Consider the following 12,920-nt stretch of genomic DNA (forward strand, 5'->3'; position numbering starts at 1 on the left):
TTACATACTTAGAAACAAACTCAATAGAGAAATAAGGGGACTTAGAGTGAACAAGTCGGAACTGATTGACGCTATCGCCGCATCCGCTGACATCCCGAAAGCTGTAGCCGGCCGTGCGCTGGACGCAGTGATCGAATCCGTTCAAGGCGCCCTGAAAGCCGGTGACGATGTTGTCCTGGTTGGCTTCGGCACCTTCTCGGTCAAGGAGCGCGCTGAGCGCACCGGCCGTAACCCGCAAACCGGCAAGGCGATCAAGATCGCTGCCGCCAAGGTTCCTGGCTTCAAAGCTGGCAAGGGCCTGAAAGACGCCGTCAACTAAGTCGTCTTTCAGCCGGCCCGGGCGTCGCCAGGGCCGACCGCGTGACGGCGGGTCGCAAACGTTCCCGCTGGCACGCTCGCTTCGAAAAGGCGCATCCACTGGATGCGCCTTTCTTCTATCAGGATTCTACCCACGCTCCGCGGTTGTCGACGCAGTGGTACAGCCGTTTCTGGGGGACGCATGCTGCAGAATATCAGGGACAATTCACAAGGTTGGATTGCCAAGACCATCATCGGCCTCATCGTCGTACTGATGGCGTTGACCGGTTTCGAGGCCATTTTCCAGGCCGCCAGCCATAGCCAGGACGCCGCCAAGGTGAACGGCCAGACCATCAGCCAGAACGAGCTGAGCCAGGCCGTGGACATGCAGCGCCGCCAGCTGATGCAACAGTTGGGCAAGGATTTCGACCCTGCGCTGCTGGACGAGAAGATGCTGCGCGAAGCCGCGCTCAAGGGGCTGATCGATCGCAAGCTGCTGTTGCAGGGTGCCGAAGATGCCAAGTTCGCTTTTTCCGAGGCCGCGCTGGATCAGCTGATCCTGCAGACGCCTGAATTCCAGGTCGATGGCAAGTTCAGCGCCGAGCGCTTCGATTCGGTCATCCGCCAGATGGGCTACGGGCGCATGCAGTTCCGCGAGATGCTCGCCCAGGAAATGCTCATCGGCCAACTGCGCACCGGCCTTGCCGGCAGCAGCTTCGTCACCGACAAGCAGGTTGAAGCCTTCGCCCGCCTCGAGAAGCAGACCCGTGATTTCGCTTCGCAGACCTTCAAGGCCGATCCGGCCGCGGTCAAGGTGAGCGATGACGAGGTCAAGGCGCACTACGACCAGCACGCCAAGGAATTCATGACCCCGGATCAAGTGGTCATCGATTACCTCGAGCTGAAGAAGTCGGCCTTCTTCGATCAGGTCAAGGTCGACGACGGCGAGCTCAAGGCCCTGTACGAGAAGGAAATCGCCAATCTGGGCGAGCAGCGCCATGCCGCGCACATTCTGATCGAGGTCAACGACAAGACCGACGATGCCAAGGCCAAGGCCCGCATCGATGAGATCCAGCAGCGCCTGGGCAAAGGCGAGGACTTCGCCAAACTGGCCAAGGAGTTCTCCCAGGATCCAGGCTCGGCCAGCACCGGTGGTGACCTCGGCTTCGCCGGCCCTGGTGTGTACGACCCGGCCTTCGAGGACGCGCTGTACAAGCTGAACAATGACCAGGTATCGGCACCCGTGCGCACTGAGTTCGGTTACCACCTGATCAAGCTGCTGGGCGTGCAGGCGCCGGACGTACCGAGCTTCGCCAGCCTGAAGGACAAACTGACCCACGAGCTGAAGACCCAGCAGGTGGAGCAGCGCTTCGTCGAGGCCACCAAGCAGCTCGAAGACACCGCCTTCGAAGCTTCCGACCTGGCCCAGCCGGCCCAGGACCTGGGCCTGAAGGTACACACCTCTGCCGCCTTCGGTCGCGAGGGTGGTGAAGGCATCACTGCCAACCGTGCGGTGATCCAGGCCGCGTTCAGCGAGCAGGTGCTCGAAGAGGGCGCCAACAGCAACGCCATCGAACTCGACCCGGAAACCGTGGTGGTCGTGCGCGTCAAGGAGCACCGCAAGCCCGAGCAGCTGCCGTTGGAGGCCGTGGCCAAGAACATCAGCGAGCACCTGGCCAAGGAGAAGGCGATTGCCGAACTCAAGGCCAAGGCCGACAAACTGATCGCCGGCCTGCGGGATGGCTCGGTCAAGGCCGAAGGTCAGGGCTGGAAGCTCCATGAAGCGGTCACCCGTGGCCAGGATGGCATCGACCCGGCCGAGCTGCAGGCGGTGTTCCGCCTCGGCAAGCCAGCGGCCAAGGACAAGCCAGTCTACGGCAGCGTGGTGCTGGGCGATGGCAGCCTGGTGGTCCTGCAGCTGAAGGGCGTCAACGAAGGTGCTGCCGCCACCGATGAAGAGAAGGCGCAGATCCGTCGCTATCTCGCATCGCGTGCCGGTTCGCAAGACTTCGCGGCTTATCGCAAGCTGCTTGAAGGCAGTGCCGACATCACCCGCTACTGAGTCGTGTGCTGATCGCGAAACAGGCCGCTTATGCGGCCTGTTTCGTTTCTGGCTTTGGTTCATCGCGGGGCAAGCCCGCTCCTGCATGACGACCTGCGGCAGGTGTGCACGGACTTGTTTCAGGGACGCCGGATTCCCTCATGGTTGTCCAGCGTGTCCCGGGCGATCTCCCGCCCCAGGGCGATCAACTCCGGCGCCTTGTAGAACTCGAAGAACCGGCACACCCGCTTGGGTACGTTGATCAGCACATCCGGCGGATACCCGGCGATCTTGTACTGCGCCAACGACGTCTGCATCACTTCGAAACTCTGGTTGATCAGGTCCAGCAAGGACGCGGGGCCGACGTTGTCGACGATGAACGAGCCAGTGGCCGACTTGGGCGCGCCTTCGCTCTGTGGCGCCGCCGCCGGCTGCTGGCCCTGCGGTTCGGCGCTCTCGCCCAGCCAGGGGTTGGATGAGGCCAGCCCTTCGGCGACGATCTCCTGCTCCAGGCGGATCAGCTGTTCGGCCGGCTTGCGCCGGAACGGCAGGCGCGACCCCAGCGAGCTGATCAAGGCGTCGAAACGCATCTTGAACGCCGCCGGGCGCTCGATCACCGGCAACTGATACTGCTTCTGGTTGGTGGCGTTGAGGTTGACGGCGATGATCAGGTCGCAGTGGCTGGACACCACCGGGACGATCGGCAACGGATTGAGAATACCGCCATCGACCAGCATGCGATTACCTTGCACCACCGGGGTGAACAGGCTGGGAATGGCCGCCGAGGCGCGCATGGCCTGGTGCAGGCAGCCCTCCTGGAACCATATTTCCTGCTGGTTGGTCAGGTCGGTGGCGACTGCCGTGTAGGGAATGCGCAACTGTTCGATGTTGATCTCGCCGACGATCTTGCGGATCTGCCCGAACACCTTGTCGCCACGAATGGCGCCCAGGCGAAAGCTGACATCGACCAGGCGCAGCACGTCGAGGTAGTCCAGGCTCTCGATCCAGCTGCGGTACTCGTCGAGTTTGCCGGCGGCGTAGATGCCGCCGATCACCGCGCCCATGGAGCAACCGGCGATGCATGCGATCTCGTAGCCGCGGCGTTCGATCTCCTCGATCACACCGATGTGCGCGTACCCTCGGGCCCCGCCGGAGCCCAGCACCAACGCCACGCGTTTGCCCATGATTTTTCCCCCTGTGCCTGTGCAACCATGGTCCAACAATGCACCCATGCCGCCTGTGCTTCAATGTAGTCCGTGCTGGACTACGCTGAGCAGGGCACTTTTTGTTTGCTTTGCCGTCGAACGGCCACTTCAGTTTCCACCCTCGAGGTATTACCGATGAAAGCCTGGATCACCCTTCCTCTGATTGCCCTGGCCTTGGCCGGCTGCGCGGGCAAGACGGCCTACCGTGACAGTTGCGCGACCCAGCTCGATGCCGCCTGGAAGGAACTTGACCTGGCCAAGGCCGAAGGCTTTGCCGGCACCGTGAGCTATTCCAAGGCGTTGTCGCTGCTGACCGGTGCCAAGACCCAGCAGCAGTTCGAAGGCTTTGAAGGTTGTACCCACAAGGCCGAGAAAGCGCGTTTCTACATTCGTGAGTCCCGCGCCGGGCGTTGAGTGAGGAGCGTCACATGCCGAGCATGATCGACCATGTGGTTTCCAGGGTCCTGGCCCTGCAGGTGGGAATGCTGGCCTGTCGCGAGCGCCTCGCCGCCGATACCGACAGCGAGGCGCTGCACGACCTGCGCACCACCCTACGGCGGCTGCGCAGTTTGTTGCGGCCTTTGCGTGGCTTGCCGGGTGTCGAGCAGTTGGAGGAAGCGGCGGGGGCACTGGGCGCGCTCACCACACCGTTGCGTGACCGTGAAGTGCTGGCCGCGCAACTGGTCGGGCGCGGTCATGTGCAGGCCGGCGAGCGCCGCCAGGAGGGGAGGACACGGACCTTTGCCGGCGTCGCGTCCAGTGCCCTGCTTACTCGGGTGCTGGCGATCCTCGACGCCTTCCCGCTGTTCTTGCGTGCTGCCGACCGCGAAGGCTTGATGCAAGGCATGCGCAGGCGCATCGACAAGCGCCTGGAGAAGCAATGGCGCAAGCTGGCCAGGGCGCTGGACGACCCGACCCATGATCGGCATCGTCTGCGCCTGCTGATCAAGCGCGTTCGCTACGGGGACGAGGCGTACCCCCAACTCGAGCATGCCGGCAAGAGGCTGCAGCGTCTGTTGAAAAAGGCGCAAGGTGATCTTGGCGACTGGCATGACCGCGTGCAGTGGCTGCTGCAAGTGCACGAGCACAGTGACCTGGCAGGCTGCAAGGTGGCCTGGGAGCATGAGCTGCATGCTGCCGAGGGGCGCTCGGATCTGACTCTCGAGGCATTGCAAAAAGCCCTGGCGCGCCGTTAGTCCCGGCAAATGACCGAAATGCGGGCTGTGGCTGGCTTGATCGCTGGTTACTATCGGTTCTTTTCGCGCAGGAGCCCTGGCACATGAACTTCACAGAATTGCTGACAGCCGCGCGCGCTCACCCCGAGGCGGTTAGCGTGCCGGCTGGCTGGGCCCAGGGGCGCGCGGTGTTCGGCGGCCTGATGGCGGCGATGGTGCACGAAGCGATGCGCCAGAAGCTCGGCGACAACCGCCCGGTGCGTTCGCTTGCCATCACCTTCGTCGGCCCGGCGGCGCCGGATGTGCCGATCAGCCTGGAGGTGGAGGTGCTGCGCGAGGGCAAGGCAGTCAGCACCTTGCTGGGGCGCGCCGTGCAGGATGGCCAGGTGGTGACCCTGGTGCAGGGCAGTTTCGGTGCCGGTCGTCCTTCCGTGGTGGCGGTCGACGCGCCGCCGGCCATGCCGATGAAACCCTTGCACGAGGCCGCGCCCGAGCTGCCTTTCATCAAGGGCGTCACACCTGATTTCATGCAGCACGTGGCGTTCCGCTGGGCAGTCGGTGGCCTGCCGTTCAGTGGCAATGACTCACGACATATGGGTGGGTGGGTGCGCTTGCGCGATATCGCCGAGGGGCCTGTCGAGGTGGCGCACCTGCTGGCGCTGGTCGATGCCTGGCCGCCCAGCCTGCTGCCATATCTCAAGCAGCCCGCCGCCGGCAGCACGCTGACCTGGACCATCGAATTCGTGCAGCCCACGCCGCAACTATCGACCCTCGACTGGTGTCGCTATGTGGTCGAGACCGAGTATGCCCGTGATGGCTATGGGCATGCAGCCGCGGCGTTGTGGACGGCTGAAGGGGAACTGTTGGCATTGAGTCGGCAGACGGTGACCGTGTTCGCCTGAGTCTGGCAGGCCACTGGACAGGGGCCGCTTTGCGCCCCATCGCCGGCAAGCCGGCTCCCACTCCGATCGTGTTAACGCTGGGTCATACACCATTCCTGTGGGAGCCGGCTTGCCGGCGATGCGCCGCGTCAGCGGCGCTGTGTGCTCGATCTTGTCATTTACCGTGCTTGTGCCGCTCGCGCCACGCTCGCCACCAGGCGCCGCTGAGCACGAAGCGCGGGAAGGTGATGAATTGCTCGGTGAGCAGCCGCTGCAGGGCATCCTGGCGATTGGCGAAAGGCTCGGGCTGCTCGGCTTCCAGGCGGTGCCCATGGCGTTGCAGGCCCAACCCGGCGGCCAACGCAATGACGCCCACGGCGATCTGCGACAGGTCCAGCGCGAACAGCCCCGACAGCACCAGCAGCGCGCCCAGAATGAACAGCGGCACTGCGATCAGATGCAGCACCAGGTTGGTGGGGTGGCGGTGATTGTGGTGGTAGCCGCGCCATTGCCAGGCGGGCAGGTTGGGCAGTCGTTTGCTCATGGACGGATCCTCAGGGGTCTGTCCAAAGCTTAGTGCGGCCCCCGCAGGGGGGCCAATCGAGGCTGGCTATGGTGACCATAGCCAGTGCTGGTCAAAGCTTGAGCTGGCCGATGGCCTTGTTCAGTTCGCCGGCGAGGGTCGCCAGTTCGCTGCTGGTGGTGGCCGAGCCCACGGTCTGCTGCACGGTCTCTTCGGTCACGTCGCGGATGCTGACGACGGCGCGGTTCATTTCCTCGGCCACTTGGCTCTGCTGCTCGGCGGCCACGGCGATCTGGGTGTTGCTTTCGCGCATCTGTGCCACCGCGCTGGTGATCTCGGCCAGGGCCTCGCCGGCTTCGCGCGCCTGCTTGACGCAATCGTCGGCCTTATACGAGCTTTCCTGCATGAAATCCACCGCGTCGCGGGTGCCGGCCTGCAGGTCGGCGACCATGCTGGTGATCTCGTCGGTGGAGGTCTGCACGCGCTTGGCCAGGTTGCGCACCTCGTCGGCGACCACGGCGAAGCCCCGGCCCAGGTCGCCGGCCCGGGCGGCCTCGATGGCGGCGTTGAGGGCAAGCAGGTTGGTCTGTTCGGCGATGCTGTGGATGACCCCCACCACGCCATTGATCTTCTGGCTGTCGTCGGCCAGCTGGCGGATCATTTCGGCGGTCTGCTGCACACCACTGGACAGCCCGGCAATCGAATCCTGCACGCGGCTGACCACGGCCTGGCCGCTGCCGGCCAGGGTGTCGGCGGTCTGCGACAGGTCGCGGGTGGCGCCGGCGTGCTGGGCGATATGGTGCACCGTGGCGGTCATCTCGTTGATTGCGGTGGCCGCCTGGTCGGTCTCGCTCTGCTGGCCGATCATGCCGTGGCGCACCTCGTCCATGCTGCCGGCCAGGCGCGCGGCCCCCGAATCCAGCTGCGCGGCGGTGCGCGCGACGGTGCTGACCACGCGGTGGTAAGTGGTCTGCATGGCGTTGAAGGCACCGGCCATCTGCCCGACCTCGTCGCCGCAGGCCAGCGGCACCCGGGCCGAGAGGTCGCCAGTCTTCTCCACATGCAGCATCACATCCTTGAGGGTGTTGAGCTGGCTGAGCAGGAAGCGGATCAGCAACTGCGAGGCGCACAGCATCGCCAGCATCAGGATCAGCACGCACACGGCATAGTTGCTGAAGCGGTCGAAATAGACCTGACGCAGGCTGGGGGACTGGGCAAGCACGGCGATGTGCTGCTCGCCCCGGCGCAATACCTGGGCGCCGCGCAGCGGGTTGTCGCCGAGGATCCAGGCCCCGGGCAGATCGACCCAGCCTTGGGCATCGCGCAGGGCCTCGAGTGGTTCGCCGGCAAATTGCGGCGTCTGGCCGTTGCGCCAGGTGATCAGGTTGGCCTGCGTGGGCAGTGCCTGTCCGGCGGGCCAGGCTGCCAGCAGTTCGGCCTGGGCCTGCGCTTGCGCCCGGGCGCCGCTGGCGCGGGCTTGTTGCTCCAGGTGCACCGCGTAGAGCACCAGCATCAGCGTGGTGACGAAGGCCACTGCGTTGACGGCCCAGAACTTGTATTTGAGGGAAACGTTGCTAAGCCAGGCACCCATGGTAGGTCTTCTCTGAGTTGGCGGAAACATTATTGGCAAGGTGCCATCATTGTGCCCGCCAAGGCCAGAAGCCTCGTTGATATGCGTCAAGAAACCTCAGGCAGGCCGAAGAACGCGCGGGCGCAGGTGCTGGTATGGGCGGCGGTGTGCTCCATCGCTTCGCCGCGGTGCTGTGCCACCTCGCGCAGCACTTCGGGAAGGAACGCAGGCTCGTTGCGACCGTTCTTCGGCTTGGGCCTGAGGCTTCGGGGCAGCAGGTAGGGCGCGTCGCTTTCCAGCATCAGGCGGCCTTGCGGGATGCTGCCGACCAGTGGGTGCAGGTGGGTGCCACGACGCTCGTCGCAGATCCAGCCGGTGATGCCGATATGCAGGTCCATGTCGAGGTAGGCGAACAGTGCCTGGCGTTCACCGGTGAAGCAGTGCACAACCGCCGCGCTCAGGTGGTCGCGGTAGCCTTTGAGGATCGCCAGCAGGCGTTCGCTTGCCTCGCGCTCGTGGAGGAACACCGGCAGGCGCAGCTCGACCGCCAGCGCCAGCTGCGCCTCCAGGGCCTTTTCCTGGGCGGGGCGTGGGGAGAAGTCGCGGTTGAAGTCCAGGCCGCATTCGCCCACGGCCACGACCCGTGGCTGAGCGAGCAGTTCGCGCAGCTGGCGTTCGCTGTCGGCGCTCCAGTGGCTGGCATCGTGGGGGTGCACGCCGGCAGTACCGAACAGACGCTGGCCGGGCTCGTCCAGGCGCTGGCACAGTTCAAGCGCCTCGGCGCTGACATCCAGGCTGGTGCCGGTGAGGACCATCTGTGCCACGCCGGCTTCCACGGCACGCTCGACGATAGCGGCCTGCTGGTCGCGGAAACTGCTGTTGGTCAGGTTGACGCCGATATCGATCAGTTGCATGGTGCTACCTCTTGCCGCGGGGCGGCCAGCATAGCAAAAACCCAGATATCGCGAAAAAGCCAAGAACTTCAAACGTTTGCCGTGGTCTGTTGCGGTCATTTATCACGGATCGATCACAGCGCATGGTGCCTGCCAACCGCCCTCGGACCCTTACCGCCATGGTGCGAACCTTTTTCACCAGCCTGTTGCTGTCCGGGTTGCTGGCCGCCGGGCCGGTCGCTGCCGGCGAGGCGGGGCCGCAGCAGCATGTGCCTGCCAGCCAGGCCCGTGACCTGACGCAGATCCGCTCGAGCAAGGTGCTGCGGGTGTTGGTCAACCAGAGCCGCAACAGCTCTGGCGAGGTAAAGGGTGAACCGGTCGGGATCGAGTACTACCGCCTGCGTGCCCTGGAGCACGCCCTCAATGCCCGGGTCGCCGACGGCCAGGAAATCACCCTGAAGATCATCCCCCGCGCCAAGGAACAGTTGCTTGGTGCGCTGCAGCGCGGCGAGGGCGATCTTGCCGCGCCCGGTGAACTGCTCGACCCTGGCGTGGTGCGCGGCGTCGATGCCAGCGCGCCAGTGCTCGACCAGGTTCCCTTGCAACTGGTCGGGCGCAAGGGCGAGCGCGGCTACAACCGTGCCGAACAGCTGTCCGGCCGCACCATCGCCCTGACCACCGCCAGTGCCGCAGGGCCGGCGATCGAGGCGATCAACCAGCAGTTGGGGCTGCGCAAGCGGGCACCGATCAAGGTGGAGTGGGTCGACCCGACGTTGGCGGTGGAGGATGTGCTGGAGATGGTCCAGGCGGGCATCTACCCGCTGACCGTGGTGGAGCGTCCCATCGCCCAGCGCTGGGCGCGGGTGATGCCGCGCCTGCGGGTCGACAGCAAGCTGCAGCTGGCTCCGCCCCAGGCCATGCGCTGGTATCTGCGCAAGGATGCGCCGATGTTGCGTGCGGCGGTGGACCGCTTCCTGGCCACCTACCGTGCGCCCGGCAACCAGGACGCGGCGTTCGAGCGCATCTACCGGCGCCAGTACCGGGTGCATAACCCCTTGGCTCGCCAGGACCGCCAACGCTTGGCCGCGTTGCGCCCGGTGCTGCAGAAACATGGCGGCGACCAGCAGTTCGACTGGCTCAACCTGGCCGCCCTGGCGTTCAAGGAGTCCACCCTCGATCCCAAGGCGCGTGGCACCGGCGGTGCCCACGGGCTGATGCAGATCACGCCGTCGGCGGCCCAGCGGGTAGGCGTGAGCAACACCGCCACGGTGGATGGCAATGTCCAGGCCAGTGCCCGCTACCTGGCGCTGATCCGCCGCAAGTTCTTCGCCAGCCCCCAGCTCAACGAGCGCGAGCGCATGGCGTTCATCCTGGCCGCCTACAACCTCGGGCCGGAGCGGGTCCAGGCCATGCGCGCCGAAGCCCGGCGACGGGGACTCAATGGCAACCAGTGGTTCTTCCAGACCGAGCGTATCGCCATGGAGCAGGTGGGCATGGGGCCGGTGAGTTTCGTCAACAGCGTCAACAAGTACTACCTCGCGTTCAACCGCGAGCGTGCCTCCCTGGAGCGGGTGGCCAAGCGCTGATCAAATCAAATTATTCGATATTAATTGCGCGTTTTTTGCGATTTTATTATTCGATGATTTGATTATGATGGCGCCCATCCAACACACACCCGCTCAAACAAGGAAGCGCCTCATGAACAACTCCCTGAAAGCCCTTTTCAACACCCGCGCCGGCTACGGCCTGAGCGTCGTGCGCATCCTGGTCGGTGTCATCTTCATGGCCCACGGCGCGCAGAAACTCTTCGGCCTGTTCGGTGGCTACGGCCTGGAAGGCACCGGCCAGTGGATGGAAAGCATCGGCCTGGCTCCGGGCTACCTCATGGCCCTGCTGTCCGGTAGCGCCGAGTTCTTTGGCGGCCTGGCGCTGGTGGTCGGCCTTTTGGCCCGCCCGGCTGCGCTGGCGCTAAGCGTGACCCTGGTAGTGGCGATCTTCTCGGTGCATATCGGCAACGGGTTGTTCATGTCCAACAACGGTTATGAGTTCGCCCTGGCGCTGCTGGCCGGCACCGTGGCGGTGCTGATCGAAGGCGCGGGCCGCCTGTCGCTGGACCATGTGATCGCACGCTGAAATAAAGCTGCAAGCTTCAAGCCTCAAGCTGCAAGTGGTCAAAGCGATCAACTTGCAGCTTGTAACTTGCGGCGTGTCCCTCTAGCATACCGATTGCGCCGATTTAAACAGCTACTTGCGGGGCGCAGGAGAGGCCCCGGTGGGTCATCCGAAATACCGCTAAAGCGCTGGTTCGGTGACGCCTCCCACCGCTGCCCAGCGGGATCAGCGAGGCGGAGAGAGACTCCATGAGTTGCCCACGTACCAGTGTCTGTTTGACCCCTCTGGCCAAGAACCAGGCTTCCCGTACCCCGCGCATCCTGCTCGGCGGCCAGCATCAACCCACGCTTTTGCGCAATCTCGATGGCTTCTCCCGGCGCAAGGGCCAGGCTTGTGCCTTCCTCATCCAGTTCTCCGACAGCTGTGACCAGCTCGATCAGTATGGCAACGACCGCTTCGACCTGGCCGTGATCCAGGCCCCCGCGGCGCAGGATGCCGACGAGGTCATCGGCCAGCTCACCCGCATCGCCCGCCAGGGCCTGATCACCCGCCGTTGAGCGGCGTGTCGCGGCCAGGCGTTTTTCGTTAAGCTCGGTCTCTCGGTGGGCGCCTTGCGCCTGCTGCGAATGCGCTGGCCTCCTCATAGGGCGTGAACAAGTCCATCAGACGCGCCCAGGCATCCGACAGGCCTTTGCCATACAGGCAGGTGAGATAATCGATCATCAGCCGGCCTGCAGGCTCTTTTGGCAAGTCCTGCAGCTCGCTGTCATTCCTTGAAGTAATGCCCCGCCTGACAAGCTCCGCCATCAGGGCCGAGCCATAGTCGTCTAACTGACGAGGCATCAATACTGCGATTTACCGCGGTGGAACTCCCACTTCGATCCACTGGCGAATGTTGTCAGCCAGCACCATCGCTTCTTGTGAAGTGTGCTGGAAATGAACCGCTAAGACCACAAACCCCTTTCTAGCCAGGCAGTTCTTGAGCCTATAACAACTGACAGTCGCTTCCGGTAAATCAAGCGCTCGACTCACCTCTGTTTTCGACATGCCGCTGGCCTTCAGCTCCAGCACGGCGCGAACTAGATCAGAGCTGCTGGGTTTGTCCCGCGTGCGCTTGATTAGCCCTTCACCCAGCTTCCCAGTGATTTCTCAGGCCTTGAAAGCCTCCACTACCGGAAAAAGATGAAAGCTGAACCAGCCTTAAAATTTTCCCATTCCTAATCGTTTATTTCAAAAGCGTCATGCGGAGATAAGAGGTAGTCATGGACGATTTAGTTTACTACAAACACGGCAAGCCGGTTGCCATTATTGCGCCCTCCGTACTGTTTTCCCGGGAATCCGATGAGACCATTATAAATGGCCCTAAAGGAATTTCGAGTTTCAGAAGTGGAGACGAACAATCGCTGGAGCAGGCCCTGAAGGAATGTGGAGCTTTAATCCAGGGTGCGCACGATGAAATTGAACAAGTGAAGCAGCTTCTTCAAGATCCTGTAACCAGCAGAACGACGAGCTACTTCTTGAGTGTTGCACGCCAGTGTGCAGATGTAATAGCCGACATGGAAATACTGAAAAACTCCAAAATTATAATTGCTGGTTGTGGAGGAATCTGAAGTTCAGTGGCGATGCTGTTAGCAGGTGCGGGTATACGAAATCTAATACTAACCGATCATGGCGTGGTAGAAAAGAGTAACTTGAATCGCCAGCTCTTTTGGATGCTTGCAGATGTAGGAAACTATAAAGTGGACGTGCTCAAGAAGGCGCTGACTGCAAGGTTTGAAAATCTGAGCGTAGTAACTCACGTGAAACCATGCTCACTTGAGTTGCTGAGGGAACTTATTTCAGATGTTCAAGGCGCTGTTATAACTGCTGACGATCCTCCTGCTCTCGCGAGAGATGGTGTTTTTATCGCAGAGGAGTTCGATATACCCGTTGTATCTGGTGGATATCTTCATTGCTTCAGTACATCGCTCCTATTTAATCCAGGCGATGCGAAAAACCGTGCGCCCAGCGTCAGGCGTGACGTATCGGCACCACTCACAAGGTTGCCAAGCGGCATAATGCCGAGCTACGGCCCAGTAAATTTCAGTCTTGCGTCGATGCTAAGCAGCAATTTGATTTCTGCACTGGCAACACACACATTCAAAGGATTTGAATCCAGAATAGAGCGCTGGGATAGCTCTAGAATGATCCTGTAAGCTTGTAAGGTTGACTATCCATCCGGTG

At 62.8% G+C, this 12,920-nt stretch carries 14 protein-coding genes; 10 read left to right on the top strand and 4 right to left on the bottom strand.

The features are described 5' to 3' along the window. The first annotated feature begins 46 nt into the window (after positions 1 to 46). Entirely contained in the window at positions 47 to 319 is a 273-nt protein-coding gene (locus LOY42_RS09105; RefSeq protein WP_023629739.1) for an HU family DNA-binding protein, read from the top strand. 180 nt (positions 320 to 499) lie between these two features. Continuing rightward, on the top strand, positions 500 to 2,359 hold the full coding sequence (locus LOY42_RS09110) for a SurA N-terminal domain-containing protein (RefSeq protein WP_258600328.1): 1,860 nt from the start codon (positions 500 to 502) through the stop codon (positions 2,357 to 2,359). Positions 2,360 to 2,478: 119 nt separating this feature from the next. On the opposite strand, the gene LOY42_RS09115 is transcribed toward LOY42_RS09110, so the two are convergent. After that, entirely contained in the window at positions 2,479 to 3,522 is a 1,044-nt protein-coding gene (locus LOY42_RS09115) for a patatin-like phospholipase family protein (protein WP_102683239.1), read from the bottom strand. Between the two features lie 156 nt (positions 3,523 to 3,678). Here LOY42_RS09115 and LOY42_RS09120 point away from each other — a divergent pair, with 156 nt between their 5' ends. The 3 genes from LOY42_RS09120 to LOY42_RS09130 all read left to right on the top strand — a co-directional run bounded on the left by LOY42_RS09120 (position 3,679) and on the right by LOY42_RS09130 (position 5,620). Beyond that, the gene (locus tag LOY42_RS09120; protein ID WP_102683240.1) at positions 3,679 to 3,957 is read left to right on the top strand and encodes a hypothetical protein; all 279 of its coding nucleotides are present in this window, start codon (positions 3,679 to 3,681) and stop codon (positions 3,955 to 3,957) included. 14 nt (positions 3,958 to 3,971) lie between these two features. Further along, on the top strand, positions 3,972 to 4,739 hold the full coding sequence (locus LOY42_RS09125) for a CHAD domain-containing protein (protein ID WP_139669889.1): 768 nt from the start codon (positions 3,972 to 3,974) through the stop codon (positions 4,737 to 4,739). An 83-nt stretch (positions 4,740 to 4,822) separates the two neighbouring features. Beyond that, positions 4,823 to 5,620 (top strand): acyl-CoA thioesterase II, encoded by a 798-nt coding sequence (locus LOY42_RS09130; RefSeq protein WP_258600331.1) that lies wholly within the window; start codon positions 4,823 to 4,825, stop codon positions 5,618 to 5,620. A gap of 154 nt (positions 5,621 to 5,774) precedes the next feature. Here the strand turns inward: LOY42_RS09130 and LOY42_RS09135 are convergent, their stop codons facing one another. From LOY42_RS09135 to LOY42_RS09145, 3 genes are all read right to left on the bottom strand, one after another. Further along, positions 5,775 to 6,143: an Mpo1-like protein gene (locus tag LOY42_RS09135; protein ID WP_139669893.1), complete on the bottom strand. Its 369-nt coding sequence runs from the start codon at positions 6,141 to 6,143 to the stop codon at positions 5,775 to 5,777. A gap of 91 nt (positions 6,144 to 6,234) precedes the next feature. Beyond that, a complete protein-coding gene (locus LOY42_RS09140) occupies positions 6,235 to 7,713 on the bottom strand; it encodes a methyl-accepting chemotaxis protein (protein ID WP_139669895.1) in 1,479 nt (492 codons plus the stop codon). Positions 7,714 to 7,799: 86 nt separating this feature from the next. Next, positions 7,800 to 8,606, bottom strand: coding sequence for a TatD family hydrolase (locus LOY42_RS09145; protein WP_139669897.1), 807 nt, complete (start codon positions 8,604 to 8,606; stop codon positions 7,800 to 7,802). Positions 8,607 to 8,764: 158 nt separating this feature from the next. On the opposite strand from LOY42_RS09145, the gene LOY42_RS09150 reads away from it, so the two are divergent. The 5 genes from LOY42_RS09150 to LOY42_RS09170 all read left to right on the top strand — a co-directional run bounded on the left by LOY42_RS09150 (position 8,765) and on the right by LOY42_RS09170 (position 12,892). Beyond that, positions 8,765 to 10,171, top strand: a complete 1,407-nt coding sequence (locus LOY42_RS09150; protein WP_139669899.1) for a transglycosylase SLT domain-containing protein — start codon at positions 8,765 to 8,767, stop codon at positions 10,169 to 10,171. A gap of 112 nt (positions 10,172 to 10,283) precedes the next feature. Further along, entirely contained in the window at positions 10,284 to 10,718 is a 435-nt protein-coding gene (locus tag LOY42_RS09155; RefSeq protein WP_102683246.1) for a DoxX family protein, read from the top strand. Positions 10,719 to 10,945: 227 nt separating this feature from the next. Beyond that, the gene (locus tag LOY42_RS09160) at positions 10,946 to 11,254 is read left to right on the top strand and encodes a hypothetical protein (protein ID WP_046854898.1); all 309 of its coding nucleotides are present in this window, start codon (positions 10,946 to 10,948) and stop codon (positions 11,252 to 11,254) included. Positions 11,255 to 11,959: 705 nt separating this feature from the next. Further along, positions 11,960 to 12,307: a hypothetical protein gene (locus LOY42_RS09165; protein WP_258600335.1), complete on the top strand. Its 348-nt coding sequence runs from the start codon at positions 11,960 to 11,962 to the stop codon at positions 12,305 to 12,307. Positions 12,308 to 12,319: 12 nt separating this feature from the next. Beyond that, a complete protein-coding gene (locus LOY42_RS09170; protein WP_258601135.1) occupies positions 12,320 to 12,892 on the top strand; it encodes a ThiF family adenylyltransferase in 573 nt (190 codons plus the stop codon). The last annotated feature ends 28 nt before the right edge of the window (positions 12,893 to 12,920 follow it).

The sequence above is a fragment of the Pseudomonas sp. B21-023 genome, from assembly GCF_024749165.1.
GTDB lineage: Bacteria > Pseudomonadota > Gammaproteobacteria > Pseudomonadales > Pseudomonadaceae > Aquipseudomonas.